The organism is Sporosarcina luteola (assembly GCF_007991495.1).
Lineage (GTDB): Bacteria > Bacillota > Bacilli > Bacillales_A > Planococcaceae > Sporosarcina > Sporosarcina luteola.
Genome location: NZ_BJYL01000003.1, coordinates 143,783 through 170,513 on the forward strand (window position 1 = coordinate 143,783; position 26,731 = coordinate 170,513).

21 protein-coding genes and 1 riboswitch are annotated in these 26,731 nt (G+C 42.0%); of the genes, 16 read left to right on the plus strand and 5 right to left on the minus strand.

Annotation, left to right across the window (positions count from 1 at the left end; genetic code table 11):
- The first annotated feature begins 142 nt into the window (after positions 1-142).
- The 7 genes from dctP to SLU01_RS01075 all read left to right on the plus strand — a co-directional run bounded on the left by dctP (position 143) and on the right by SLU01_RS01075 (position 7,303).
- Positions 143-1,159 (plus strand): TRAP transporter substrate-binding protein DctP, encoded by a 1,017-nt coding sequence (gene dctP, locus SLU01_RS01045; protein ID WP_147054469.1) that lies wholly within the window; start codon positions 143-145, stop codon positions 1,157-1,159.
- A gap of 73 nt (positions 1,160-1,232) precedes the next feature.
- Positions 1,233-1,718 carry a TRAP transporter small permease gene (locus SLU01_RS01050; RefSeq protein ID WP_147054408.1) on the plus strand — a complete coding sequence of 162 codons (486 nt, stop codon included), beginning with the start codon at positions 1,233-1,235 and terminating at the stop codon, positions 1,716-1,718.
- Positions 1,719-1,727: 9 nt separating this feature from the next.
- Complete coding sequence (locus SLU01_RS01055) at positions 1,728-3,002, plus strand: TRAP transporter large permease (protein ID WP_147054410.1); 1,275 nt, start codon at positions 1,728-1,730, stop codon at positions 3,000-3,002.
- Between the two features lie 82 nt (positions 3,003-3,084).
- A complete protein-coding gene (iolC, locus tag SLU01_RS01060; RefSeq protein ID WP_147054412.1) occupies positions 3,085-4,089 on the plus strand; it encodes a 5-dehydro-2-deoxygluconokinase in 1,005 nt (334 codons plus the stop codon).
- A gap of 17 nt (positions 4,090-4,106) precedes the next feature.
- Complete coding sequence (locus SLU01_RS01065) at positions 4,107-5,573, plus strand: CoA-acylating methylmalonate-semialdehyde dehydrogenase (RefSeq protein ID WP_281288351.1); 1,467 nt, start codon at positions 4,107-4,109, stop codon at positions 5,571-5,573.
- Positions 5,574-5,654: 81 nt separating this feature from the next.
- Positions 5,655-6,491 (plus strand): class II fructose-bisphosphate aldolase, encoded by an 837-nt coding sequence (locus SLU01_RS01070; protein ID WP_147054414.1) that lies wholly within the window; start codon positions 5,655-5,657, stop codon positions 6,489-6,491.
- Between the two features lie 26 nt (positions 6,492-6,517).
- On the plus strand, positions 6,518-7,303 hold the full coding sequence (locus SLU01_RS01075; protein WP_147054417.1) for a 5-deoxy-glucuronate isomerase: 786 nt from the start codon (positions 6,518-6,520) through the stop codon (positions 7,301-7,303).
- Positions 7,304-7,493: 190 nt separating this feature from the next.
- On the opposite strand, the gene ggt is transcribed toward SLU01_RS01075, so the two are convergent.
- The gene (gene ggt, locus SLU01_RS01080) at positions 7,494-9,245 is read right to left on the minus strand and encodes a gamma-glutamyltransferase (RefSeq protein WP_147054419.1); all 1,752 of its coding nucleotides are present in this window, start codon (positions 9,243-9,245) and stop codon (positions 7,494-7,496) included.
- Positions 9,246-9,486: 241 nt separating this feature from the next.
- Here ggt and SLU01_RS01085 point away from each other — a divergent pair, with 241 nt between their 5' ends.
- Complete coding sequence (locus tag SLU01_RS01085) at positions 9,487-9,963, plus strand: pyridoxamine 5'-phosphate oxidase family protein (RefSeq protein ID WP_147054421.1); 477 nt, start codon at positions 9,487-9,489, stop codon at positions 9,961-9,963.
- A gap of 48 nt (positions 9,964-10,011) precedes the next feature.
- Here the strand turns inward: SLU01_RS01085 and SLU01_RS01090 are convergent, their stop codons facing one another.
- The gene (locus SLU01_RS01090; protein ID WP_147054423.1) at positions 10,012-10,545 is read right to left on the minus strand and encodes a glycerol-3-phosphate responsive antiterminator; all 534 of its coding nucleotides are present in this window, start codon (positions 10,543-10,545) and stop codon (positions 10,012-10,014) included.
- A gap of 413 nt (positions 10,546-10,958) precedes the next feature.
- Here SLU01_RS01090 and SLU01_RS01095 point away from each other — a divergent pair, with 413 nt between their 5' ends.
- From SLU01_RS01095 to SLU01_RS01105, 3 genes are all read left to right on the plus strand, one after another.
- Positions 10,959-12,977, plus strand: coding sequence for an alpha/beta fold hydrolase (locus SLU01_RS01095; RefSeq protein WP_147054425.1), 2,019 nt, complete (start codon positions 10,959-10,961; stop codon positions 12,975-12,977).
- Positions 12,978-13,060: 83 nt separating this feature from the next.
- Positions 13,061-14,551 carry a glycerol kinase GlpK gene (gene glpK, locus SLU01_RS01100; RefSeq protein ID WP_147054427.1) on the plus strand — a complete coding sequence of 497 codons (1,491 nt, stop codon included), beginning with the start codon at positions 13,061-13,063 and terminating at the stop codon, positions 14,549-14,551.
- A 167-nt stretch (positions 14,552-14,718) separates the two neighbouring features.
- On the plus strand, positions 14,719-16,368 hold the full coding sequence (locus SLU01_RS01105) for a glycerol-3-phosphate dehydrogenase/oxidase (protein WP_147054429.1): 1,650 nt from the start codon (positions 14,719-14,721) through the stop codon (positions 16,366-16,368).
- Between the two features lie 136 nt (positions 16,369-16,504).
- Here SLU01_RS01105 and SLU01_RS01110 read toward each other — a convergent pair whose 3' ends face one another.
- The gene (locus tag SLU01_RS01110; protein WP_147054431.1) at positions 16,505-16,879 is read right to left on the minus strand and encodes a DUF3899 domain-containing protein; all 375 of its coding nucleotides are present in this window, start codon (positions 16,877-16,879) and stop codon (positions 16,505-16,507) included.
- Positions 16,880-17,020: 141 nt separating this feature from the next.
- Between SLU01_RS01110 and SLU01_RS01115 the strand changes: the two genes are divergently transcribed.
- From SLU01_RS01115 to SLU01_RS01135, 5 genes are all read left to right on the plus strand, one after another.
- Positions 17,021-18,685 carry a peptide ABC transporter substrate-binding protein gene (locus SLU01_RS01115; RefSeq protein ID WP_147054433.1) on the plus strand — a complete coding sequence of 555 codons (1,665 nt, stop codon included), beginning with the start codon at positions 17,021-17,023 and terminating at the stop codon, positions 18,683-18,685.
- 111 nt (positions 18,686-18,796) lie between these two features.
- Positions 18,797-19,729: an ABC transporter permease gene (locus tag SLU01_RS01120; protein ID WP_147054434.1), complete on the plus strand. Its 933-nt coding sequence runs from the start codon at positions 18,797-18,799 to the stop codon at positions 19,727-19,729.
- A complete protein-coding gene (gene opp3C / locus SLU01_RS01125) occupies positions 19,726-20,775 on the plus strand; it encodes an oligopeptide ABC transporter permease (protein WP_147054436.1) in 1,050 nt (349 codons plus the stop codon). The genes SLU01_RS01120 and opp3C overlap by 4 nt, the downstream gene beginning before the upstream one ends.
- A 13-nt stretch (positions 20,776-20,788) precedes the next feature.
- Complete coding sequence (locus tag SLU01_RS01130; protein WP_147054438.1) at positions 20,789-21,811, plus strand: ABC transporter ATP-binding protein; 1,023 nt, start codon at positions 20,789-20,791, stop codon at positions 21,809-21,811.
- A complete protein-coding gene (locus tag SLU01_RS01135; RefSeq protein WP_147054440.1) occupies positions 21,808-22,824 on the plus strand; it encodes an ABC transporter ATP-binding protein in 1,017 nt (338 codons plus the stop codon). Before SLU01_RS01130 ends, SLU01_RS01135 begins: the two co-directional genes overlap by 4 nt.
- Before the next feature lie 401 nt (positions 22,825-23,225).
- On the opposite strand, the gene SLU01_RS01140 is transcribed toward SLU01_RS01135, so the two are convergent.
- Both SLU01_RS01140 and SLU01_RS01145 read right to left on the minus strand, forming a co-directional pair.
- A complete protein-coding gene (locus SLU01_RS01140) occupies positions 23,226-25,730 on the minus strand; it encodes a winged helix-turn-helix domain-containing protein (protein WP_147054442.1) in 2,505 nt (834 codons plus the stop codon).
- A 147-nt stretch (positions 25,731-25,877) separates the two neighbouring features.
- The gene (locus SLU01_RS01145; protein WP_246110828.1) at positions 25,878-26,534 is read right to left on the minus strand and encodes a LuxR C-terminal-related transcriptional regulator; all 657 of its coding nucleotides are present in this window, start codon (positions 26,532-26,534) and stop codon (positions 25,878-25,880) included.
- 31 nt (positions 26,535-26,565) lie between these two features.
- Positions 26,566-26,646, minus strand: a riboswitch (cyclic di-GMP riboswitch).
- Between the last annotated feature and the right edge of the window lie 85 nt (positions 26,647-26,731).

Sequence of the window (26,731 nt, forward strand, 5' to 3'; positions counted from 1 at the left end):
CATTAGGTTAAGCGCTTACCTTAACCTTGATTGGATGGAATGGTGGCGGTTTTCAATAATATTTGTTGCTGGACGATGAATTAGGTTTTCGTTAAAGGTTGCAATTCTGACTAATTACATAGGGGGTCATGTTTTGAAGAAAATGAAGTTTTTTAAGGGATATGTTTTAATTGTCGCATTGGTTTTAGTATTAGCGGGTTGTAATAAAGAAGCATCAAGTGACGGCAATGTAAGCGCTGCCACTGATAAAGTGACATTGGATATTAGCCTTAGCTTGGCAGAAGGCAGTTTTGCGGATGTAGGGGTTCAAAAATTTAAAGAAGAGTTGGAGAAATTGTCGGATGGAGAGATTGAATTAAAGGTTTATTACAACAACACATTTGGTGGAGAGCGTGAAGTAATAGAGATGATGGGAATCAATTCACTAGCCATGGCAACTTCCTCAAGTGGAGCACTTGGAACATGGACACAAGAATTTAATATGTTCGATCTGCCTTATCTTTTTAGGGACCATGAACATGCATATAAAGTATTTGATAGTGAAATTGGTGAAGAGTTAGCTGCGAAGTTTGAAGAGAGCGCAAATGTGAAGATTTTAAGCTATTGGACTGCAGGTTATCGCTATTTATCAAACTCCATCAAACCGGTTAAGCATGTTTCGGATGTCGCAGGAATGAAGCAGAGAGTACAAGAGAATCAGGTACAAATTGATACGTGGAAAGCCTATGGGGCAAACCCAACACCAATGGCATGGACTGAAGTCTTTACTGGCCTACAACAAGGTGTTATCGATAGTCAGTCGAATCCGCTAGATTCAATTAATACGATGAAGTTTTATGAAGTTCAGAAATACGTATCAAAGCTACCTGAACTTTATCAACCTTACTTATTAATGATAAGTAAGCCTAAATTCGATTCTCTATCCAAGGAACACCAGGAAATTGTTCTACAAGCAGCAGCGAATTCTGTAGACCATGCACGTAAAGGTTTTGAAAAACTGGATGAAGAAGCTACAGAGATCTTGAAAGAAAAAGGTATGGAAATTCTTGAAACAGACGAAATCGACGTTGATTCTTTTAAAGAAAGAGCAGAATCTGTATATGAGAAATGGGCTCCTGAATTTGGTGTTGAATTCATTGAGAAGGTAAGAAATTTCTAATTTGCAATGAGGGCGTGTATAGAAAGGTAGATGAATCCATTGTCATCTACCTATACATAATGAGGTGAACAATATGAAATTGGTACTTACGAAATATATGGCCGGTGTCGATTCCCTCAATAGAGTTATTGGGTGGATTCTCGCAATAATGATTTCCTTAATGAGTATATTTATTTTCTGGCAAGTGTTGGCTAGAAAGGTTCTAGGTTCATCGTTATCCTGGTCTGAAGAAATTTCTCGCTTTTTAATGGTTTGGGTAGTTCTGCTTGGTGCTGCTTACGCCTTGAAAAAAGGGGAGCTCATTGCTGTAGAGCTACTACCGGAATTGCTAAGTGAAAAAGGAAAGAAAATCCTCTTGGTATTTGTCAGCCTGTTTTCACTGGTCTTTTATATAATCTTAACAATTTATGGTTGGGAAATTACACAGTCCGTCAAAGTGCAAATAGCACCAGGAACGGGTCTGTCAATGTTCTGGGTATATTTAGCTTTACCTGCTGGAGGTATTCTATTTATACTAAACACATTTTATTTGATCATCGAAAAATTCATGAAGAAATAGGGTGTTCCTATGCTAGTAATATTTTTTATTTCTCTTGTCATTCTAATGTTTATGAGTGTACCAATTGCAGTATCTCTCGGGCTGGCAACGGCATTGGGAATATGGATGCATGACACCATGCCATTAATGACCGTAGCTCAACGGGTCTTTATATCAATCAATTCATTTCCCTTAATGGCTATACCATTCTTTATTCTGGCCGGTAATTTGATGCAAGTCGGAGGTTTGTCAAAAAGGTTAGTCAACTTTGCAAGTTCATTGGTGGGTCACTTTACCGGTGGATTGGCAATGGTCGCAATTATAACCTCTATGTTCTTTGCTGCTATTTCAGGCTCGGGTGCAGCGACAACAGCCGCTATAGGGGCAATTCTTATTCCAGCTATGATTGCAAAAGGTTATAGCAAGGAATATGCAAGTGCGAACCAAGCGGTGTCGGGGGCACTAGGTGTCATTATTCCGCCGAGTATTTCCTTGATTTTATATGGTGTAGTTGCAGGCGTATCGGTAAGTGATTTATTTATCGCCGGGGTTTTCCCAGGATTGGTAATCGTTGTTTCTTTACTTATTATGGCCTATGTTGTCAGTAAGAAAAATGGTTATGTAGGTGTTGAGAAAAGCACTCCAAAAGAGATTTTTGTTTCTTTTAGAAAGTCAATTCTTGCTCTATTGATGCCTGTTGTGATTTTAGGTGGAATTTATGGAGGTATTTTTACCCCCACAGAAGCAGCGGTAGTTGCAGTGGTTTATGGCTTTGTAGTTGGAGTTTTTATTTATAAAGAGATTAATATAAAGCAATTGGGTAAAGTGCTCATAGATTCAGCAGTCACGACTTCAATTGTAATGATTATTATTGGAACGGCTGGATTATTTAGCTTTTACGTTAGTATTACAGGGATTCCTGATATGATCATGTCTCAAATCTCAGGTATTACGACAAATGCAATCATATTTCTGTTAGTTATTAATTTGGTTTTGTTGATTGCAGGAATGTTTTTCGATGGTGCTGCGGCAATTCTTATCTTTACGCCTTTATTTTTGCCTGCTGCAATCGCTTTTGGTATTGACCCAATACACTTTGGTGTCATTATTGTTGTAAATCTTGCAATCGGGTTAGTAACACCTCCAGTAGGGTTGAATTTGTTTGTAGCAGCCCAAATTTCCGGAATTTCTTTTGCGAAACTTTCAAGAGCGGTTCTACCGTTTATTGTCATATTGATTATTGACATACTGATTATTTCCTATATACCGGCAATTTCACTTTGGTTGCCAGCGTTTCTGAAATAACGTTGGCAATTTAAATTTTTGCATTTCAGTTAAGCGCTTAACCTAATCTAGATAGAAGCAACGTAGTATAGGAGGAGAAGTTTTGAATCCACTTGTGTTTTCAAATGGGAGATCATTAGATCTTATTGCTATTGGTAGGCTTTGCATCGACTTGAATGCAAATGAAATAAACCGTCCGATGGAAGAGACAAATACATTTACAAAATATGTAGGCGGCTCACCTGCGAATATTGCGATCGGTTCGGCAAGACTTGGACAGAAGACGGGCTTTATTGGCAAAGTTTCGGATGATCAGATGGGACGTTTTATTGTCGATTATTTGGAGAAAGACGCTATCGACACCACAGGCGTTAAAATTGATAAAACAGGAGCTGTAACAGGGCTTGCATTTACTGAAATCAAAAGTCCGGAAGATTGCAGTATCCTCATGTACCGAGATAATGTCGCTGATTTGAAACTTCATCCGTCTGATATAGATGAGGAATATATTAAGCGATCAAAAGCAATGATTATTTCTGGTACAGCACTTGCACAAAGTCCATCCAGAGAGGCTGTGTTCCTAGCTCTTGAGTACGCTGTGAAACATAATGTCGTTGTATTTTTCGACTTAGATTATCGTCCATATTCGTGGGTAGATGATGCAGAAACAGCTGTTTATTATAATTTGGCCGCTGAGAAATGCAACGTCTTAATTGGAACACGTGAAGAGTTTGACATGATGGAGAAATTATTGAATGTACATGAATCTGATGATCATTACACTGCTTCCCGCTGGTTTTCTTATAATGCAGACATAGTGGTGATCAAACATGGTGGAGAAGGTTCTATTGCTTATCAAAAGGATGGAAAATCCTATCGGAGCGGCGTTTTCCGTACAAATGTATTAAAGACCTTTGGTGCCGGAGACTCGTACGCTTCCGCATTTATTTATGGGTTAATGAACGGAAAAAGTATTTCAGAAGCAATGAAAATGGGAAGTGCTTCAGCTTCGATAGTAATTTCCAGGCATAGTTGTTCAGAAGCAATGCCAACTGAAACAGAGCTTTTGGAGTATCTTGAGATGGCAATTTATGAACCGGCTCAATAACAAAGGAGAGATAAAAATTGACGACAATAACAACAGTAGATAGATTGAAAAACTATATAGGTGGAGAGTGGGTAGACTCCAATTCAATTAATTATGAAACAGTTTTTAACCCTGCGACGGGTGAGGCAATCGCTGAAGTACCTCTTTCATCAAAGGAGGATGTTGAAAAAGCTGTATTAGCTGCAGATAAAGCTTTTAAAACTTGGTCGAAAACTGCTGTACCGCGACGTGCCCGTATATTATTCAAGTACCAGCAACTTCTTGTCGAAAATTGGGACGAACTAGCAAAATTAATTACAATCGAAAATGGGAAAAGCCTCTCGGAAGCGTATGGAGAAGTGCAACGTGGCATTGAATGTGTGGAGTTCGCAGCAGGTGCACCGACGTTAATGATGGGCGAACAACTACCTGATATAGCGACGGGTATTGAATCGGGAATGTACCGATATCCTGTAGGCATCGTTGCTGGAATTACACCATTTAACTTCCCCATGATGGTTCCTGCATGGATGTTCCCACTTGCAATCGCGTGTGGTAACTCATTTATTTTAAAGCCTTCCGAGCGTACGCCTTTGCTGGCTAATCGACTTGTAGAGTTGTTTACAGAAGCCGGTCTACCTAATGGCGTATTGAACATTGTTCACGGAGCACATGATGTGGTTAACGGAATCTTAGAACATGAAAAGATCAAAGCGATTTCATTCGTCGGTTCCCAGCCAGTTGCCGAATATGTCTATAAAACTGGTGCTGCAAATTCGAAGCGGGTACAAGCTTTAGCTGGAGCTAAGAACCATTCGATCGTTCTTGCCGATGCAAATCTTGACGTTGCGACTACGCAAATTATTAGTGCAGCATTTGGTTCTGCTGGTGAACGTTGCATGGCGGCTGCGGTAGTTGCTGTGGAAGATTCAATTGCTGATGAATTGGTTGCAAGAATCAAAAAAGCAGCAGATGAAATTGTTATCGGTAACGGACTTGATGAAGGTGTGTTCCTTGGTCCAGTAATCCGCGATTCACATAAGGATCGTACTTTGGGGTATATCGAAAAAGGAATAAAGGAAGGCGCGTTGTTAATCCGTGATGGTCGTCAAGACAAGGAAGTTGATGGCGAAGGTTATTTTGTTGGCCCAACAATTTTTGATAATGTAACAGTAGATATGAAAATTTGGCAAGATGAAATTTTTGCACCAGTCCTCTCGATAGTTAGAGTGAAGGATCTTGCAGAAGGAATAGAAGTGGCAAATGCATCATCATTTGCGAATGGTGCTTGCTTATATACAGATAGTGCAGCGGACGTTCGACAATTTAGAGAGACAATTGATGCTGGAATGTTAGGCATTAACTTGGGGGTGCCGGCACCAATGGCATTCTTCCCATTTTCTGGTTATAAGAATTCGTTTTATGGAGATCTTCATGCGAATGGCAAAGATGGGGTTGAATTTTATACAAGAAAGAAAATGGTCACAGCACGCTATGTGAAATAATTTTGTTGGAGGAAGGGCTGCTTTGTACAGTCCATCCTCTTTCCTATATTCAGATGAAAAATTCCCTTAAGGAGACGAAATATGGCGCTTGTGAAAATGAAGGAAATACTAACTATGGCAGAAAAAGAAAACTATGGGGTTGGGGCATTCAGTGTAGCGAATATGGAAATGGTCATTGGAGCTATACAAACAGCAGAAGAATTACGCTCGCCTCTTATATTGCAAATAGCTGAAGTTAGGCTTGGGCCATCACCCCTTCATTTAATTGGACCTATGATGGTTGAAGCTGCAAAGAGAGCAAGTGTGCCAGTTGCTGTACATTTTGATCATGGAGAGACTGAAGAAAAAATAAAGGAAGCTTTAGAAATAGGCTTTACTTCTGTGATGTTTGACGGTTCTTTATTACCCATTGAACAAAATATTGCTGAAACAAAAAAAATTGTTGAACTTGCATCGAAATACGATGCTACAGTGGAAGGCGAAATAGGCCGAGTTGGTGGAAGTGAAGATGGCTTAGTGGATATCGAAATTGCCATTACTTCTGTCGAGAATGCAAAACAATTTGCTGAAGAAACGGGAGTAGATGCACTAGCAATTGCAATCGGCAATGCACATGGCGTTTACAAGGGGAAACCGGAATTGCGGTTGGATCGGCTCAAGGAAATTGATGATGTGACTGACATCCCTTTAGTTCTACATGGAGGTTCAGGAATTTATCAGAAAGATTTCCGTAAAGCAATACAAAGCGGAATCCGCAAAATTAATGTAGCAACTTCAACATTCAATAATGTAATAAAAAATGTAAATGATAATGTGCCTTTCGACAATTATTTTATTTACCATGATAAAGTCATTCAAGCGGCAGCAGAAAATGTTAGAGTACATATGGAAATGTTTCAAAGTGCAAACCGCATCTGAATTTTCATATTTGGGAGGAAATCATAATGTACTATAAAAAGCTAGATAAAATGAATGAAGGTTATGTAGAGTTAACAAAAATAGATAATGAAAACTCTAAAATGAACATCGGAATATATGCAATACCTGCTGGAACAGAAATTCAATTACTGGAAGCTGAAGAGGAGCAGGCTATTCTTCTACTGGAAGGTTCCGTACGATTAGAATGGAACAATCATTCTCGGGAAATAACAAGAGAATCTGTATTTGAAGAACTACCTTGGTGTCTCCATGTTCCATGTGGAGTTGAAGTTAAAGTAACTGCTTTTGCAAATAGTGAAGTGCTTGTACAATCAACAGACAATACGAATGAATTTGCAGCAAAATTGTACAGACCGGAAGACTGTGAATGTGCGAATACAGGAGAGGGAGTATGGGACGGTACCGCAGAGCGTGTAATTCGTAGAATATTTGATTATGAGAATGCCCCCTATTCAAACCTAGTTATCGGTGAGGTGATTTCTTATCCGGGTCGTTGGTCAAGCTATCCACCTCATCACCATGATCAACCGGAAGTCTATTACTACAGATTTGATAAGCCACAAGGATTTGGGTGCGCTATGGTCGGACCACATGCATATCGTGTTGAACATAATAGCTATCTAGAAATACCAGGAGGATTAGACCATCCGCAAGCTACAGCTCCAGGATATGCGATGTATTTTTGTTGGATGATCCGTCATATTGATAATAATCCTTGGACTGAACGTATATTTGAAGAGGAACATAAATGGATGTTGGAGCCAGACGCGAAAATATGGCCAAGTAAATAAATAATGTGGTGACTGCGTCATTCTTAACGATTTTATTTTCTTTCTGTTAGCTATTTCTCTACTCTAGAGATGAAAATAAGAGGACAACCAGATTTACAAATGGTTGTCCTCTTATACTTTTTTAAAGACGAGTTATCAAAGGAGATGATAATCTGGTCTGACTATAGCATAGTTAAATTTAAACTACCTATTAAAAATCAATCCCAATCGCTGCTCCATTACGGCTTGAGTCGGCAACTCCTTTGAAAATGCCTTCTTTCTGATCAATCCAGATACTTTGAACATTCCCGATCACTGTCGAGTTTTCCCCGAATTGATGGCCTCTCATCCGTAATTGTTCCATCGCTTCTTCAGTAATGCCATCTTCATATCGGTAAGAAGAGGTGTTGTTCGTATAGATTCTTGGTTCTTCGACTGCCGCTTTTAATTCCATATCATAGGCAATGGAATGGATGATTGTTTGCAGCACTGATGTAATGATCGTCGGTCCGCCTGGCGATCCGACAGTCATGACCGGCTTGCCGTTTTCATAGACGATAGTTGGTGTCATGCTGCTAAGTGGTCGCTTATTCGGTTCGACTTGATTCGCTCCGCCTGGCACGGCGTCGAAATCAGTCAATTCATTGTTCAGCATGATGCCATAGCCTGGAACCATGATTCCTGTACCGAATAATTGCTCAATGGTCGTAGTGTAGGAAACGACATTGCCCCATTGGTCTGCAACGGAGAAATGGGTTGTCTCGCCAGGATTTTTATCGTCTGGCTGTTCAACGATCTCCGTTTCCTGAGTAGCATTCTCATATGCCCAAGGGTCTCCGGCTGTTGGTTTTTCAATCATCGAGTCAAGGCTGATCAAGTTCAATCGCTCTTGAATATAGTCAGGGTGTAACAACCCTTTCAACGGAACGTCGATGAACTCAGGATCTCCTGCATAAGCCGCACGATCCGCATAAGCTAAGTGCATCGCTTCCGCAAGTAAATGATACTTTTCCCAAGACTTTACGTCATATTGAGACAAGTCCACTCCATCAAGGATGCCGAGCATTTGAAGCAAGAAGACTCCGCCTGAACTTGGTGGTGGCATACTTGCAATCTGGTAGCCTTTGTATTCTCCCCAGATAGGCTTATCCCATGTTGTGTCGTAAGCTGCCAAGTCGTCTGTTGTCATGGAGCCGCCGTATTGTTGGACAACACCTGCAATCGCTTCGGCAATTTCCCCTTTGTAAAATGCATCAGTTCCTTCAGTTTTAATTAATTCAAATGTCTTTGCCAAATCTTTCTGTACGAGGAGGTCTCCTTCACGCAATGGTTTTCCGTCAGGAATGAATACATTTCCCGCCGCCGTTTTGTAGAGCATTGCTTTGTTATCCTCGATGGCACTCGCTAGTACGGAGTCAATCGGAAAACCGTCTTGGGCAAGTTGAATGGCAGGGTCGATCAATTCCTCCATAGACATCGTTCCCCATTTTTCAAGTGCATTTTCGAGACCTTTCAACGTTCCTGGCACACCGACAGCTTTCCCGCCAGACGCTCTTTCCGCAAAAGGAATCGGCTCTCCGTCGGCTTTGAGGAACATATCCGGAGTAGCTCCTGCAGGCGCTCGCTCACGGCTGTTCAAGATGAGTGTCTCATCAGCCTCCGCATCATAATACATAAGGAATCCACCGCCACCAATACCCGACATCATCGGTTCAGTAACGTTTAATGCAAATTGAATTGCAACCGCAGCATCAATTGCATTTCCTCCATTTTTAAGAACTTCCGCTCCGATTTGACTCGCTAACGGATGCGCTGTCGTCACCATGCCATCCATACCAGTTGCCACCTGGCGATAATTCTCGTAATTCATATCCCATTCCTTCGCCATCCCCACGGGCAACATACTAAACATCAGCAACAAACTCAATGGAACTGCAAACAACCATTTCAATCGTTTCTTCATCATCCCACTCCCTTAATAGTAGTAGTTTATGAACTGCCGATCTACTTAATGGAAACCTCCCTTTCTTTGTAGTGGATATTGTAGTTAACAAATAGACTACAATAATACGATTATATTGAATTGCTTGTTAAATTGCTAACTATATACTTCGGGAATGGAAGTTTTAGCTTGAAAATATGCAGCGAATAATAATTCATAGAAAGGGTACTCTATTTATATATCCTAAATGAGGTGATAGATAATGAAGCAAGAAGAACTGGAGACATTAAGAGGTCTAATCAAAAACATCGACACGGCGATGCTGACGACGGTATCGGATGAGGGGCTTGTCTCCCGTCCCATGAAGACACAGGAAGTGGAGTTTGACGGCGATCTATGGTTTTTCACGAAGAAGGAGACGGATAAATACAGGGAAATCCTGCATGAGAAAGACGTGAACGTGGCCTATGTAGGCAAATCCTACGTATCCGTCCGCGGACGAGCTGAAATCGTCGAGGACCTCAACAAGAAAAAGGAACTTTGGAGCAAAGCCTACGAGAAAATCATGCAAACGACCTACGACGACCCCGACGTCATTCTAATTAAAATCGAAGCAGAAGCCGCAGAATACTGGGAAACCGGGAACTTAGCTAAAAACATTGCGTTTATGTACAAGAGGATAAGAGGGAAGGACGCAGAGTCGACAGATGTGAATGAAACGGTGGAATTGGATAAGTGATAGGGGAATGGATTGTCCTAATTTGGGCAATCCATTTTTACAATTGCCTTACCACAAATCCTTATTGGATGTCGTGACTGCGTAAGCGGAACTATTGATGGCATTGTCCACGTCTTTCTCGGTACGGATCAGGCCGCCGGCAATAATGGGAATCCCTGTTTCGTCATAGATCTTTTTAATGATATCCGGGATTACACCGGGTAAGATTTCAATGTAGTCGGGTTTAATCTTTTTGCATATATTCAAGTTGTGATTGAGCGCATGGCTATCCAGTGCGAACAGACGCTGTATACCGATAATATTATGCTTTTTTGCAGAGGCGATCACGTTTGCTTTCGTTGAAATGATGCCGTCGACTTTGACATTATGAATCAGATATTCAAGCCCATACTCATCCACTTTCAATCCTTGCACGAGGTCTGCATGGATTAGCACCTTCTTCTTATGTTGCTTTGCATATTTGACGGTGCTCTCCAATTGGGAGAGGCGCGTCTCTAAAAAGATGATCAGTTCATGATCGGTCTTGAGCACATCATCAAAATCTTTCATGTTGCGTATCGCGGGTATGATCTTTTTACCCATATCATCACTCCTGGCTGATTCTGTTTTATGATTCTCACTTTTTATGCGACCTAAATCTATCCTACCATATGTAGATGAAAACCGGGTATGAGTACCTGTAGCGCAGTTAGGTGTTCATACATATAGAGAATTGACAACGCTTTCAAAGAATTGTATACTCTTGATAAGTTAATAGCTCGTGATGAGATGATGAGACACATTGCTTTCCTCGGAGATTCGACTGGGGATATTTAATGTGTCTTTTTTTCGTCCGCTATAACAATGTACATTTGGGGGTGGCTTCATTGTGAGGGCGATGAACCTAGCTGTGTAGTGGTTGACTACGTAATTGTCCATTTAAGTAGACGTATACTTTAATAGGCAGTAATAGGCAGTTTAATGTAAGGCCAAAAATTAAAAATGAGGGGGATATTATGAACAAGTTCAAGAAACCGGTCGTATGGTTGGTTATATCGTTAGTATTAATTTTAATTGGAAGTATGACTGCTTCCCAGTTTAATAGTTCTGGTGGAGATGTCGATGTTTCACGCATTTATTTTGATACGCCTAGGGGAGAACTGTCCGGCCTGTTGTATAAACCTGAAGGTGCAGACAATCAACCGAGACCGACCCTGATTGCGACACATGGGTACTTGAATTCAGGGGAAATGCAGGATGCGCAAGCAATCGAGATGTCTAAAAGAGGCTATGTTGTATTGGCGTTGGATCAATATGATCATGGGCATTCCACAGGAACGATGGAGAAACCGGTACCGTTTTTCTCCTTCTGGCCCCATGCGATCTATGATGCCGTTCAGTATATGTATAATCAGGAGTATGTACTGAAAGATGAAAGCGGGAATGGACTTATTGCCGTATCAGGTCATTCCATGGGTGGTTTTTCATCTACGCATGCAGTCATACTCGATGAAGCCGATTTTACAGAATCCGGCGTCAGAAAGATCTTCACTTCTCTCACGATGGGTTCTGATTACCAATGGCTTAAAGTGTTAGGGCTCAGTGAAGAAGATATTAACAAAGCATATGGACCAAGATTATCCGGTAAAGTTGCCGGACAGTATGACGAATTCTTTTTTGACGCGGCTGCTGCGGGAGCCGGCAAATCAGTTGTGAAAAAGGACTATGTGGGAACGGAAGAAGGTCAAGGCTTCCTCGGCAATCCTGAGAATCCCGAAGCAGGAAAAGTGTATGAAGTGGATGGCGGCAAAAGAGTGATTTATCAGCCGAATGAAACGCACCCATGGAATCATTTTTCGAAGGAATCTACAGGGGATGCCATCGGTTTTTATGATATGGCGTTTGCCGATTATAGCAATCTTGTAAAAGTCGATGAGGCGGGACAGTCATGGATGTTCAAAGAGTTTGCTTCATTTGTTGCACTGATTGGATTTTTTATGCTCTTCATCCCAGTCATTCTTCTGTTGTCCAAACTGCCGTTCTTCAATTCGATTTATACGGCGAAAACAGTTCCACTGCCGGAACCGAAGACAGATGGATCTAAATTGACAAGTTACTTGCTCATTGTTTTTGGCAGCCTGTACCCTGCACTGTTCTTCACAGCGTTATACGGAGCTGATGTCTCAGGCATGCGGTTATTGCGTCAGGTGAGTATGATTTTCATTGCCCTGTCTGCGATCGTCTATATCTTCTCGTTGATAAAGAACTACAGTAAAAATGCTAAAACAGGTTCACTACTTCTGTTGGGGTTAAGTGTCATTCAATATGTCTTATTGAGGAGCCAAGATAAGTTCCTTGAAACAACACCATTTTTCGGCGCTCCTACCGTGAATCCAATTGTTTATTGGGCGCTGAACGTTTCAGTCGTCATGCTGATGGTGGCGGTTTGCTATCATTACGTTTCCAAGAAGTCAGAAGGTGCGACGATTGCGAATTATGGCGTGAAGGCAAACGTTAAAACGATTGCTGCTTCACTTGTAACAGCTGTCCTGGCTGCGGCAATCGGTTTTGGCATATTGTTTGCTGTGGACGCAATATTTAAAGTGGATTTCCGTCTTTGGACCGTCGCTGTCAAGACGTTCGAAGTGCAACACCTCATCGCGCTTTTGAAATACGCACCATTATTCTTTGTTTACTATTTCATCGTGGGCATGTCCGTCAATATGAATACAGCTGGGGAAAAATACGATGGCGTAAAAGGGTATGTCATTTCAATTCTTCATTTCGTTGGCGGCTTATCACTTTACCTGATCTATCAATACGGGTTGTTGTTCATAACAGGAACAGCAGGTTATCCGGGTGAATCTCTATCCTCTATAATTGTTATCGGCCTAGTCCCGATTTTAGCGATAGCTGCGATCTTCAACCGGTATCTGTTCAGAATTACGGGCAACGTCTATGTCGGCGCCTTTATTAACACATTGGTAATGACGATGGTGACGATAGCTAATACAACGCTTTTCACGATATTCTAAACCCGTTAATAAGGAGTAAGGGACACGGAGTCCTGAGCTCCTTTTTTCGGGCGTCACTTTAGCAACGGACGGAGGTAAATGAATTGGAACAATACATTTTGTCCCTGGATCAGGGGACAACAAGTTCACGTGCAATCTTGTTTGATAAAAAAGGAAGAGTAGTTGAAACGGCTCAGCAGGAGTTTGAAATATTTTTCCCCCAACCGGGGTGGGTTGAACAGGATGCAAATGAAATATGGAATTCGATTCTGTCATGTATAGCGGAAGTGCTGCGCAAGGCTGATGTGCTTCCCGGACAGATTGCAGGAATCGGTATTACAAACCAACGAGAAACGACTGTCGTCTGGGATAAAAACAACGGAAATCCCGTCCATAAGGCCATTGTTTGGCAATCCAGACAGACCGAAGAGATTTGCACACAATTGCGTAACGATGGGTACAGTGATCTGTTTATTGATAAAACAGGGCTGTTGATAGACCCTTATTTTTCAGGGACGAAGGTGAAGTGGGTTCTGGACAATGTCGAAGGGGCAAGGGCAAAGGCAGTTGCTGGTGATTTATTATTTGGAACGATCGATACGTGGTTGGTTTATAAGTTGACGGGTGGCCGTGCCCACGTCACGGATTATTCCAATGCGTCCCGCACCCTTCTGTTCAATATTAAGGAATTGAAGTGGGATGAAGAATTGCTCGATATATTGAACGTGCCTGCAAGCATGCTTCCTGAAGTGAAATCCTCATCGGAAATTTATGCTTATGCGGATGATTATCCATTTACGGGTCATCGTATTCCGATTGCGAGTGTGATAGGTGATCAGCAAGCGGCATTGTTCGGTCAAGCATGCTTCGAAAAAGGGATGGCTAAAACAACGTACGGGACAGGAAGTTTCATGTTGTTGAATACAGGAGAAGAGTGCGTCCGGTCCAAACATGGTTTGCTGACAACGATTGCATGGTCTGTCGATGGTGAAGTGACATATGCTCTTGAAGGCAGTAATTTTGTTGCTGGATCTGCCGTGCAATGGCTCCGAGACGGGTTGCGCATGTTCGACAAGAGTTCAGATAGTGAAGCATATGCATTAAAAGTCAGTTCATCCGATGGTGTATATGTTGTCCCTGCATTTGTCGGTCTCGGAACGCCATATTGGGACAGCGACGCCCGCGGTGCCGTATTCGGAGTAACGCGCGGGACGACAAAAGAACACTTCATCCGGGCGACACTCGAATCATTGGCCTATCAGACGAGGGATGTGCTTGAAGTGATGGTCACTGACTCGGGCATTGGTCTGGAGTCACTTCGTGTTGATGGCGGTGCGGTTTCAAATGATTTCCTTATGCAATTTCAAAGCGATATTTTAAACGTTCCTGTCGAACGTCCGGTTGTCAATGAAATTACTGCGCTGGGTGCTGCATTTCTGGCAGGTTTGGCAGTCGGGTATTGGGCAGACCAACAGGAGATTGTGCAAAAATGGGAAGTGGAAACGACTTTTTCAAGTGCATTTTCTGAAGAAGAGCGGGAGGATTTATATGTAGGGTGGAAAAAAGCGGTTGCTGCTACGAGGGAATATAAGTAAAGCAGTAATACTTTTAAATGAAAGTACTTCATGGTATTCTAAAAACAAGTTAATAAATTGGTAGAGAATTCGAGAGACCACTTCACTCCATATTTCCGTTCAGGAAATGGAGGTGATTTGTGGTCTCTCTTTTTTATTTGCAAAATATGGATAGGAGTGGATGATACATGCGATTTTCAAATGTGGACAGGACCGGATTGAAAAAGGAGCTTGAGGAGCAGACATACGATTTACTAGTCATTGGGGGCGGCATTACGGGCGCGGGTATCGCACTGGATGCTGCAACAAGAGGTTTGAAGGTAGCTGTATTGGAGATGCAGGACTTTGCTGCAGGCACTTCGAGCAGATCAACGAAACTCGTCCATGGAGGGTTACGCTATTTGAAGCAACTGGAAGTGAAGATGGTTGCGGAAGTCGGTAAAGAACGAGAAATCGTCTATCAAAATGGACCGCATATTACAACTCCTGAATGGATGCTGTTGCCTTTTTACAAAGGGGGAACGTTCGGTCCATTCACAACAAATATTGCATTGCGGGTCTATGATTTTCTGGCAGGCGTCAAAAAAAGTGAACGTAGAAAGATGTTCAAGCCGGATGTTGCTGCAGTTCATGAGCCTTTATTGAAAAAAGATGGTTTAAAAGGTGCAGGCTACTATGTTGAATACAAGACAGATGACGCGCGCCTGACGATTGAAGTGATGAAGAAGGCCGTAGCAGAAGGCGCGGTTGCATTGAATTATATGAAAGTGACAGATCTCATCTATGAAAACAAGCAGGCAGTCGGTGTCAAAGTTGAAGATCTGATTGACGGTGGGGACTTAGAAGTGAAAGCATTGAAGATCGTTAATGCTTCAGGGCCGTGGGTGGATACATTACGTGAGATGGATCATTCTAAGAAAGGGAAATCTCTTCAATTGACGAAAGGGATTCATCTCGTGTTTGACGGGAAGAAATTCCCGTTGCAGCAGGCGATCTATTTTGATGGTCCGGATGGCCGGATGATTTTTGCTATCCCGAGAGAGGGAAAAACATACGTCGGTACGACCGATACCGTCTACAAAGGCGATATTGCTCATCCAGAAGTGACTGTTCAAGATCGTGATTATATATTGCGAGCAATTGGATTCATGTTCCCTTCGGTGAATATCGGACCTGATGAAGTAGAATCCAGTTGGGCAGGATTACGTCCATTAATCCACGAGGACGGAAAATCACCAACCGAAATTTCGAGGAAAGATGAAATATTCGTATCCGAGTCAGGTCTTATTTCGATAGCAGGCGGTAAATTGACCGGATACCGCAAAATGGCTGAACACGTCCTTGATGTAGTTGTAATGCAATTGAATGAAGAGCAAGGAAGGCAATATCCCGGCTCCCGGACGAAGCATCTGCCAATTTCAGGTGGAGATTTAGGAGGCGCAGATGGGTTCCGTACGTTTGTCACCGAGAAAGTGGAGGAGGGAAGGATACTCGGACTGTCAAAAGAACTGTCTGAAAAACTAATCCATCGCTACGGATCCAATGTCGATACCGTTTTCTTTCTCTTCAAGAATGGTAAAAGTATAGCACGAACTAAGGACATGGATCCTCTTGTATATGCGCAACTGCGCTATTCAATTGACCACGAACTCATCTACAAACCAACGGACTTCTTCATCAGGCGGACAGGTGCTTTGTACTTTGATCTCCAGTGGGTGCAAACGCATAAAGAAACAGTCTGCCGATTCTTGGAACAAGAGTTCAATTGGACGGAAGAGCAAGCTGTCCGTTATGCTATAGAGCTTGAGGACGCGATTAGGGATGCAACTTTAGTTTAGGGTACCAGTTGTCGGATACACGGGGAAGCGTTTCGATTATTTTCAATTTGCGATCGTTTCTATTTACGAAATAGAAGATGGGAGGCCCTGCGGTGAAATATTGCCGGGGGCTTCTCATCTTCTTTAATTTGAAAAACTAGATTCTCAAAAAGACAACAATACTCGAAGCGATAAGACCAAATGAAAAATAAACAACACCAACCAATAATATCTTTTTCAAACTTGGATATTCTTTTTTATAACTCACTTTTTCCCTGTTATTTCCTTCAAACCCCCGTATTGCTTGCTCCCTTTTATTAATAGTGGAAAAGAAGTGTTTGAAAGAAGAAATGAAAGCATTGAAAAAACCGGCCTGAATGATTAACATCACACTTCCGATCATTAGAAAGAAGAGACCGCTAAAAAAGATGAAATCCAATAAACGGACAAGGTTTGATGGCAAGAATAGCAGCGTACAGAGATACAACAGGAAAGGCGCGGCAATGAAGAAGGTGAAAACTAATTTTTTCATAGGTTGTTAAACTCCTTTTCTATTATTAGGAAACTGCTCTGAAATAGTAAATTGATAATTTAAATTGTTATTGATATTTAGAATGTAAGCGATTATAATTATATGAATATTAAAGAAATATTACAAGGGGGGAACGGAAAAATGAAGAATAAGAAATGGTTGGGGTTTATTTTCTTAACAATTTTTGCTCTTGTTTTATCAGGCTGTAACTTCAATTCGCCAGATACTGATAAAGGGAGTGAGAAGGAGAAAGAAGGTACTAAGGAAGGCGATACAGCAGCAACAGTAGAACAAGTACTGAAATTATCCGCTTCTGCGGAAATTCCGACGATGGATTCAACGAAAGCGCATGATGGTGTTGCTTTCAACGTTTTGAACAATACCAATGAGGGGCTTTATCGACAAGATGAAAACAATGAAAGTATTTTAGCATTAGCTGAAAAACATGATGTCAGTGAAGATGAAGTCGTTCATACATTCACATTGAGAGATACGAAATGGAGCAATGGAGACCCTGTAACGGCTGCTGATTTTGAGTATGCTTGGAAACGCGTTATGAGGGAAGCCGGTGCATATAACTATATGCTTGCTACAGCTGGCATTAAAAACGCAGAGGCGATTATGAATGAAGAAATGGATGCGGATGAGCTCGGCATTAAAGCGACAGGCGATTTGACGCTTGAAGTGACACTCGAAAGTCCGAATCCGTTGTTTGTCACATTGCTTGCATTCCCGACATTCCTTCCACAAAATCAAGAATTTGTTGAAGGGCTTGGTGACCAATATGCACTTGAAGCGGAAAATGTTTTAGCAAACGGACCATTCAAGCTTGTTAGCTGGACTCATGAGCAAGGATGGGTTTTAGAAAAGAATGAAGACTATTGGGATGCTGACAATGTAAAGCTCGACAAAGTTGAAGTGATTGTAGTGAAAGAACCTTCCACTGGGGCAAATCTTTATGAAACTGGAAAAATTGATCGTACTCTACTCACATCTGCTCTCGTTCAGCAATACGCAGACAATGAGGACTTCCAAATTGAAAAAGAATCCGATATCATCTTTTTACGATTCAACCATAATCACCCGATTCTCGGAAATCCAGAAATCCGTAGAGCCATCAATATGGCCATTGATCGTGATGGGTTAACGGATATCATCTTGCAAGATGGATCCACACCATTATACGGACTTGTGGCAGGAGGATACTATTTCTCTCCAGATCAAAAAGATTACCGCGAAATTAACGGTGATATCAATAAAGGGTCAATAGAAGAAGCTAAGACATTATGGGAAAATACGTTAGCAGAAATTGGCGAAAAAGAAGTTACCGTATCCATTAACATTGCTGACTCTGAAGCACATAAGAAAGTTGCTGAATACTTGCAAGCACAGCTTGAGGATAACCTTCCTGGATTTAAGCTGGAAATAAAGGCTGTGCCATTTGCGCAACGACTTGAAATTGAAAAAGCTATCACATATGACATTTCCTTATCATCATGGGGACCAGACTATAGTGACCCGATGACTTACTTGGATATGTGGGTGACAGGCGGATCGGCTAACCGTATGGATTATGATAATCCAAAACTGAACAATTTGGTTTCGCAAGCCTATAGCGAGACGGATCTAAGCAAACGTTTTGAAATGTTACTGGAAATTGAAAAAATCTTGTTAGTTGAAGACGCTGCAATCGCACCGCTTTACCAAACGGGATCTGCAATTCTTAAGCGCGGCAACATTAAAGATTTAGTCAAACACCCATCAGGCGCTGAATTCTCTTACAAATGGGCTTACATCGAAGAATAATAGAAACGAAAGCATCAGAAAAGCAGGGGTGACCAACTGGTGCACCCCTCTTTTTGTTTTATGGTCAGAATTAGTCCAGCAACAGTGGTATTTAAAGATAGGGGGGTCAATGTGAAAGGTTACATATTTAAGAGAGTGGGATTCATGATTGTCACCCTTTTCGTCATTGTGACCGCCACCTTTTTTCTTATGCAGCTTATACCGGGAACGCCGTTTACGAATCCCGAAAAGTTAACAGAGAAACAGTTGGTAATTCTTAATGCGAAATATGGATTGGATCAACCTGTAGCAATTCAATACTTGAAATACATCGGTAATTTATTACAAGGAGACTTAGGCTATTCGTTCCAATACGAGGGGCGGACTGTCTTCAGCATGATTGGAGATCGAATCGGACCATCAGCCTTTATTGGCCTGCAAGCACTTATTTTTGGCTCAATTATAGGTCTTTTACTTGGTATTTTCTCCGCTTTGAAACATAACTCTGTATATGATTATCTGTCTGTAACAATTGCGGTTCTCGGTATGTCTATTCCATCCTTCGTATTTGCAGCACTTTTGCAATATTATGTAGGGGTAAAACTGGAATGGTTGCCAGTTGCTCTTTGGGAAGGTTATTCCAGCACAATTCTCCCTTCGTTTGCTTTGTCGGTAACGGTTATCGCGACGGTAGCCAGGTTCATTCGAAGTGAAATGCTCGAGGTGCTTGGACAAGATTACGTTACGACTGCCAGGGCAAAGGGATTGAGCGAGTGGACAGTTATTGTCAAACACGTCACACGTAATGCACTCATCCCGGTCGTCACAATGCTCGGTCCTTTGGCGGTGTCTATCATGACAGGTACGCTCGTCATCGAAAAGATATTCTCCGTTCCCGGACTTGGGGAGCAGTTCACATTATCGATTCTTGTCCTCGATTATAGTGTGATTATGGGAATTACGCTTTTCTATAGCGGGCTCTTCATCTTAGTCGTTTTCCTTGTTGACATTCTTTACGGGCTCCTTGATCCCCGAATTGACTATAAGGGGGCGGAACAGTCATGACCGTGAAGATGAAAAAAGATGTGAATCCTATCGATTCGAGGCTGAATCATCTAACTGAGCCTCCTGATGAATTATTCGTACCTGCTCCATTGGATCGGGACGTTAGTGAAGAAATCATGACTCCTTCTATTTCTTTTTGGCAAGAAGCAAGAGAACGTCTATTTAAAAACAAAGGTGCGGTTTTTTCTCTCATTGTCCTTGCTTTATTAACCCTTTTAGCTTTAGTGGGGCCGGCAATTAATGAGCACTCATATCGGAGTCAAAACATAGCACATTCCAACCTTCCGCCAAAAGTAGCCGGATTAGAGTGGCTTGGTTTTGATGGGAAAGATGTAAAAGGTAATGACGTCTATGCAACAAGAAATATAGAAGAAAATTATTGGTTCGGAACAGATGAGTTTGGAAGGGACTTGTGGACAAGGGTTTGGAAAGGGACACAGATTTCTTTATTCATAGCCGTTGTTGCGGCCGCCCTTGACTTGGCAATCGGCGTTCTATACGGAGGGATCTCTTCATTTTATGGAGGGCGGCTCGATAATATAATGCAACGAATTATTGAAGTGCTTGTCGGGATCCCTAATTTGATTGTGATTATCTTGTTCATTCTCATTTTGGAACCTGGGATTACTTCCATCATCTTGGCGCTTGTCGTTACCGGATGGGTAGGTATGGCGCGTGTCGTTCGTGGGCAGATCCTGCAATTAAAAGGTCAGGAATTCATCCTTGCTTCTAGAACGCTTGGGGCATCGAACGCAAGATTGATTGGTAAACATCTATTGCCAAACGTCATGGGGCCGATCATTGTGACGGTCATGTTCACGATTCCTACAGCGATATTTTTTGAAGCATTTCTAAGTTTCATTGGCCTCGGTTTACAGGCCCCGCTCGCTTCACTTGGGGTGTTAATTGAAGATGGCTATAAGTCTATGCGTTATTTTTCATACAAGCTTATTTTCCCGGCAGCTGTTATCAGTTTGATCATGATTTCGTTTAACTTGCTGGCAGATGGTCTTCGTGATGCGCTGGACCCGAAAATGAGAAGATAGGGAGGGTCAAAAATTGAAAGAGAATATACTGGACGTAGATAATCTGCATGTTTCATTCAAGACCCGAAACGGAGAAATCACTGCGGTGAAAGGCGTAAGTTTTTCTCTGAAAAAAGGGGAGACCCTCGCAATTGTCGGTGAATCGGGTTCTGGAAAGTCTGTTACAGCGAAATCGATCATGCGGTTATTACCGAAACATAGTGCTGTTATTCCGCAAGGCGAAATCAAGTTTGAAGGTCAGGACTTACTGGAATTATCATTAAAAGATATGCAACAAGTACGAGGCTCCAAGATTTCAATGGTATTCCAAGATCCGATGACTTCATTAAATCCAACAATGAAAATTGGAAAGCAAATTATGGAGGGGCTTAAGAAACATCAAACGTTAACCAAAAGTGAGGCAAGGCAAAGAGCGTTGGAAATGTTGGAGCTCGTTGGAATTCCGAACGCTAAAAAAAGACTCGATGCTTACCCGCATCAGTTTTCGGGTGGGATGCGGCAACGTGTCGTAATCGCGATGGCACTAGCATGTATTCCTCAAGTATTGATTGCCGATGAACCGACAACAGCACTAGACGTGACCATCCAAGCGCAAATCCTGCAACTTATGAAAAACTTGCAAGAGAAAATGGATACGGCAATTGTCCTTATTACGCATGATCTTGGTGTCGTTGCAAATATGGCAGATAAAGTAGCAGTTATGTACGCAGGAGAAGTTGTGGAGTACGGCACGTTGGATGAAATATTTTACGAAACACAACACCCTTATACGTTGGGGCTACTCGGTTCAATGCCAAATTTAAATGCCAAAAGGTCAGAACCACTTATCCCGATTCCCGGTTCCCCTCCGGACTTAGCAACATTGGGGACAGGATGTCCTTTTGCGGCAAGATGTCCGTATACGATGGCGGTGTGTCATGATTATCATCCACGAAAAACAGAGTTAAGTGAGAGCCACTCTGTATTATGTTGGTTACAAGATTCCCGTACGCCGGAAAATCATGCACCTGAAACAGTTGGGAGTGCACAGCGATGAAGAAAAATGAAGATTTGCTAGTCATTAATGATTTGAAAAAGCATTTTAAAATCAATAAAAAAGATACATTGAAGGCAGTGGATGGCATCAGCTTTACAATTAAAAAAGGTGAAACGCTTGGCCTTGTTGGTGAATCGGGCTGTGGTAAGTCAACAGTTGGAAGAACCATTTCTCAAATTTATGAGCCGACAAGCGGTGAAATACTATTTGAGCATGAAGATGTCCATGGGAAATTTAGTAAGGCGGAAGTGAAACAGAAAAAGCGGGATATTCAGATGATTTTCCAAGACCCATACTCATCCCTCAATCCACGTTTGACGGTTATGGAAATCATTTCGGAAGGGCTGGTCATTCATACACCAGATGCATCCGTGAAGGAACGCGAACAACAAGTGAATGAGTTGCTGGAACTTGTAGGTTTGAACAAAAGTCATTCGGGGCGCTATCCGCATGAATTCAGCGGGGGACAAAGACAGCGAATTGGCATTGCACGAGCACTTGCCGTAAATCCGCAGTTCATTGTGGCGGATGAACCGATTGCAGCACTCGACGTGTCCATCCAGGCCCAAATCGTTAATCTATTGAAAACACTCCAGGAAGAAAAAGAGTTGACTTATTTGTTCATCGCGCATGACCTGTCGATGGTGAAATACATCAGCGACCGGATAGCGGTCATGTATTTAGGAAGAATTGTGGAGTTGACGGATAGTGAAAATCTGTATGAAAATCCAATGCATCCTTACTCGGAGGCATTACTTTCAGCGATTCCACTGCCCGATCCTAAAATGGAGCGCTCTCGAGTTCAAATTCTCTTAAAAGGCGACGTCCCAAGCCCCATCGATATTCCAAGCGGCTGCCGCTTCCACACAAGATGTCCAAGAGCAATGGATATATGTTCTAAATTGGATCCCGCATTTGTAGAAAGACAGCCAGGCCATTTTGTCGCTTGTCATTTGCATGATGAGGAAGTGATGGCTGCTGAAAAAAATGAGTGGGGAAGCGTGTCTGTGTGACATTTAAAAGCATAAGAAGGAGAGAATCCAATCACGTCAATTTGTGATTGGATTTTTTTCACTTCATTTAAAGGGAGAGCTGCGTAAGGATTGCTGATACTGAGAACTTTTTCGTGATGTATGAGAACTCTCTAAAGAGAAAGGAGAACTTTTTGGGATTAAATGAGAACTTCTTAATGAAGAATGAGAACTCTCCCGGATTAAATGAGAACACTTCGAGGGTGAACGGGAACTTCGTAAGTATTAACGAGAACTCTTCCGGGATAAACGGGAACTTCGAAAGTATTAACGAGAACTCTTCTGGGGTAAACGAGAACTCTCCCTCAACACAATGAAACAGCCAAGTTTCAACTGTGAATTTTCCAAAGAAAAAAGTAGCGAGGCACATCCCCGCTACTACACTATTTATATTTTAGAAGAATCGCCTTGGCACGCGAATCGACCCCTATTTTACTATATATGGAAGTGAGGTAGACCCTTACAGTACCTTCCGATAAAAAAAGCTGCTCTGCAATTTCGCGGTTGGTGATGCCGTCTGCTAGCAAGTCGTAGACTTCTTTTTCTCTTGGTGTGAGCAAAGGATGCGCTTCAGTAATGCTTTCGATGACTTGAAAGTGATCTAAATAATGGGCGGAAATCGATGTTCTTACTTCTTCATCGTTCTTATGCAATTGCCGAACTTTATTCAATAAAGGATAAATCTCTTCCTCGTCTAAAAACGTGCGAATATAGTAATAGGGGGAAGCTGTTTTCATTGCTTCCAGCAAAGTGGAAAGTGCTGTTTCCATGTCGCCGAGTCGTTGATGGCAGATGGCCTCTAAAACAGTTGCTTCTATAATTGTTGCGATTTGCATTTCTTGCTGAGCTTTCGTTTTCGTCTGAATCAGAATGGTTAAAGCGCTGTCGGGCTGCTGTTTTGCCAGTAATAGACGTGCATAGACAAGCATCCAAAAAGGTTGGTTTGACTTTGTTGGTTGCAATTCTTTTTCTGCATTGGCAATGTCGCCATCTGCAATATGACAAGCGGCTTGCATGATGCTAAGTGTTGTTAGCCAATGCTTTTCCGTTACTAGTTGTTTTGCTTGCGTTAATAAGGCGAGAGCTGAAGTGGTTTTCTTAGCAGTTAAATAGATCTTCGCTTTCAATAAATACATAGGGATGAATAAGCCGGGGTCTTGGAGTTCATGACCGTGTTGCATCGCAACGTCAAGTTCAGCTTTAGCATAGTCCAGTAAATTCCGTTCATATAAGGATTCGGCTGACGTGCCGTAGGAATAGGCCCCAATTCCTCTCTTTAGGTAAAACGGCTTGCGGATTATTTCAGCGATTGCCATTCCGTCCTCCATAGATGGCATTTTTCCTTTTGAGGCAATGCTTGTTCTCAACAATTTATACTCAAAAATGTTAAAGCGCATATGCAACTGATCCCATCGAGAAGGTATGTTTTTATTGTTGAACTGTTTTTCAACGATCGCCTTTGCGGTTTGCAAGTTCCCGCCAGTTGAAACGATTGCCATGGCTTTTGCGTGCTCATAAAGAAACACCATAGCTGCATGTTCTTCCTTTTCCATCCACCGATCGGTGATTTGTCGTGTTTCGAGTTCCTGCATAAGTGAATTTGCTGTATCTGTATCCAATGATGACATGGACGCAATGACACCGATTACAAGAAATTCATACGGAGCCGTAACGTGCTCGCTGCGCAAATGATGCAACCACCTTAAATAGGTAGAGATTTGTCCTGACGCAAAGAGCTGGACAAGATGTTCGGTAATCCAAGACACAGCTAAGTCGTAAAGTTCATATTTCAATGAGAGTTCGATTGCCGCGGTGAAATCCCCGCGTTCATATAAGACAGCTGCTGTGTCATGTGCAAGACTTGACACTTCCTCAGCCGTTAAGCGTCTTTTGACCTCTGATCCTAACGCCTCGGCAAATAAATGATGGTAGCGGAATACCGGGTTGTTTGATTGGAGGCGGATGACGAAGAATCCTTTCTCCTCTAATTCCACAAGTAACTGGTAGCTGTCAGTTCTTTGTGTAAGTTGATTGCAGATGGAGGGCTCCAATTCATTGATCAAAGATGTACGTAAGAGAAATTCTTGTGTAGGCTTAGGAAGCGGATCCATGATTTCTTGTAATAAGAAGTCGAATATAGCTGAACGAGAAATATGTTCCCATTCCACTGGGTTTCCATGGTTGGATGTTAAACTTGCCAACTGCAGTCCAGCAATCCATCCTTCCGTCTTATCTAAAATAAGATCTAATTGTGTTTGATCTGGTAAGGGTAAGTTTTTCGTGGAGTAAAACTGCTTCACTTCTAGTGGTGTAAATCGTAGTTGAGGGGTGTCAAGCTCATATACCCATTGTTTGGCACGCCATTTGGCAATCGGTAAATTAATCTCTGTCCGAGTGGAAATATATATATGCACATGCTCCGGTGACTGTTCAACCAATTTTGTCATCATTTGATCAATAACCACGTTGTCAATGAGATGGTAATCATCCAATACGATATGCAATGGTTTAGCCGTTAAACTCATTTCATAAATAAAGGATTCGATTAGAAAATCATTCCCCGCGTTGTCCGGTGTATACAAAAGTGGTGCTAATACCTGTCCGATATCAGAGTGGCACGCTTTCTCCACAGCGTGAAATACATATGCCCAAAAGCGGGATGGATCATTGTCAGAAGGATCGATGGACAGATAGGCGACCTGATCGTGTTCCAACGTTTTAAACCATTGGCTGATGAGCGTTGTTTTGCCATAGCCCGCCGGAGCCCGAAGAATGGTTACTTTTTTTACGCGTTGAGTATGAAATATATCATGTAATCTCGTCCTTTTAACGCTATCCAAAAGGGGATGCGGTAATTTTGTTTTTGCAGACAGAAGAATAGTCGTCATATCGTCCCTCCCTGTGATTAAAATAGTTATCTATAATTACTAATTATTTCTAATTTTACACTTCTATTATTTTATTGTCTACATAGAAAACTACAAAAGAGAGCTCGCTTATCGGCTCTCTTTTGTAGTATGAATAGATGTTATCCGTCAAACTAGTAGGTCAAACTGATATTGAACTAATCCCATCCCATTTGCGTAAAGAGCGGCCTGCGTACGATCGCCAAGGCTAAGCTTCGCTAAGATTTGGCTTACATGTTTCTTTACCGTGTGTTCCGTAATAAAGAGATTGTGGGCGATTTGTTTATTGGAAAATCCCATCCCTAACTTTCCTAGTACTTCCTTTTCCTTTAACGTCAATTGTTCAATTAGACGGTTGTCCACTAACGGCTCTCTTTGTGGCTGGAGGAGCAAATCAATCATATCAGGATCATAATACTTCCTTCCTCGGTGAATCACATGAAGTGCGTATATAAGCTCTTCGGGTTGTGCCTTTAAAGAGATGAAGCCATCCACCCCCATTGCCCTTGCATGATCGAACAGAATGAGGTCCTGGGAATCGGTCAAGATTGCAAACTTACAAGCGCCATTCATCAGTTTCGCTTCAGCGATGATCTCCAATCCACTTTCATGCCCCAACATGAAATCAATGATCAACAAATCAGGTTTTTCTTTTTGAATTAATTGAAGAGATTCTTGCTTATTTTTTGCTTCACCGACTACTTCAAGTCCGTCAGGCAATGACAGTGTAAAGATTAGTCCTTTGCGAATGAGTATTTGTTCATTCGCCAATACAATTTTCATCATTCGAAAACCTCCCACTCAAAATGCTCCGTAGAATTGAGGCCGGTTGCACCACTGACTCCCTATATCCAAGGTGCCCAAATGGAGGATATAGTTCATCGTCTCCTGTTAAATTGGCATGATTACGCGAAACCCTTAAGTTCATAATAGAATTGAATTCAGATATTGAATACTGAGGAATGTTAATGTTCATACGTTTT

What these genes read in the sequence shown, in the direction of transcription:
- dctP (WP_147054469.1), top strand. Translation starts at nt 143, where the DNA reads ATGAAGTTTTTTAAGGGATATGTTTTAATTGTCGCATTGGTTTTAGTA.
- SLU01_RS01050 (WP_147054408.1), top strand. Translation starts at nt 1,233, where the DNA reads ATGAAATTGGTACTTACGAAATATATGGCCGGTGTCGATTCCCTCAAT.
- SLU01_RS01055 (WP_147054410.1), top strand. Translation starts at nt 1,728, where the DNA reads ATGCTAGTAATATTTTTTATTTCTCTTGTCATTCTAATGTTTATGAGT.
- SLU01_RS01070 (WP_147054414.1), top strand. Translation starts at nt 5,655, where the DNA reads ATGGCGCTTGTGAAAATGAAGGAAATACTAACTATGGCAGAAAAAGAA.
- SLU01_RS01075 (WP_147054417.1), top strand. Translation starts at nt 6,518, where the DNA reads ATGTACTATAAAAAGCTAGATAAAATGAATGAAGGTTATGTAGAGTTA.
- ggt (WP_147054419.1), bottom strand. Translation starts at nt 9,245, where the DNA reads ATGAAGAAACGATTGAAATGGTTGTTTGCAGTTCCATTGAGTTTGTTG.
- SLU01_RS01085 (WP_147054421.1), top strand. Translation starts at nt 9,487, where the DNA reads ATGAAGCAAGAAGAACTGGAGACATTAAGAGGTCTAATCAAAAACATC.
- SLU01_RS01090 (WP_147054423.1), bottom strand. Translation starts at nt 10,545, where the DNA reads ATGGGTAAAAAGATCATACCCGCGATACGCAACATGAAAGATTTTGAT.
- SLU01_RS01095 (WP_147054425.1), top strand. Translation starts at nt 10,959, where the DNA reads ATGAACAAGTTCAAGAAACCGGTCGTATGGTTGGTTATATCGTTAGTA.
- SLU01_RS01105 (WP_147054429.1), top strand. Translation starts at nt 14,719, where the DNA reads ATGCGATTTTCAAATGTGGACAGGACCGGATTGAAAAAGGAGCTTGAG.
- SLU01_RS01110 (WP_147054431.1), bottom strand. Translation starts at nt 16,879, where the DNA reads ATGAAAAAATTAGTTTTCACCTTCTTCATTGCCGCGCCTTTCCTGTTG.
- SLU01_RS01115 (WP_147054433.1), top strand. Translation starts at nt 17,021, where the DNA reads ATGAAGAATAAGAAATGGTTGGGGTTTATTTTCTTAACAATTTTTGCT.
- opp3C (WP_147054436.1), top strand. Translation starts at nt 19,726, where the DNA reads ATGACCGTGAAGATGAAAAAAGATGTGAATCCTATCGATTCGAGGCTG.
- SLU01_RS01135 (WP_147054440.1), top strand. Translation starts at nt 21,808, where the DNA reads ATGAAGAAAAATGAAGATTTGCTAGTCATTAATGATTTGAAAAAGCAT.
- SLU01_RS01140 (WP_147054442.1), bottom strand. Translation starts at nt 25,730, where the DNA reads ATGACGACTATTCTTCTGTCTGCAAAAACAAAATTACCGCATCCCCTT.
- SLU01_RS01145 (WP_246110828.1), bottom strand. Translation starts at nt 26,534, where the DNA reads ATGATGAAAATTGTATTGGCGAATGAACAAATACTCATTCGCAAAGGA.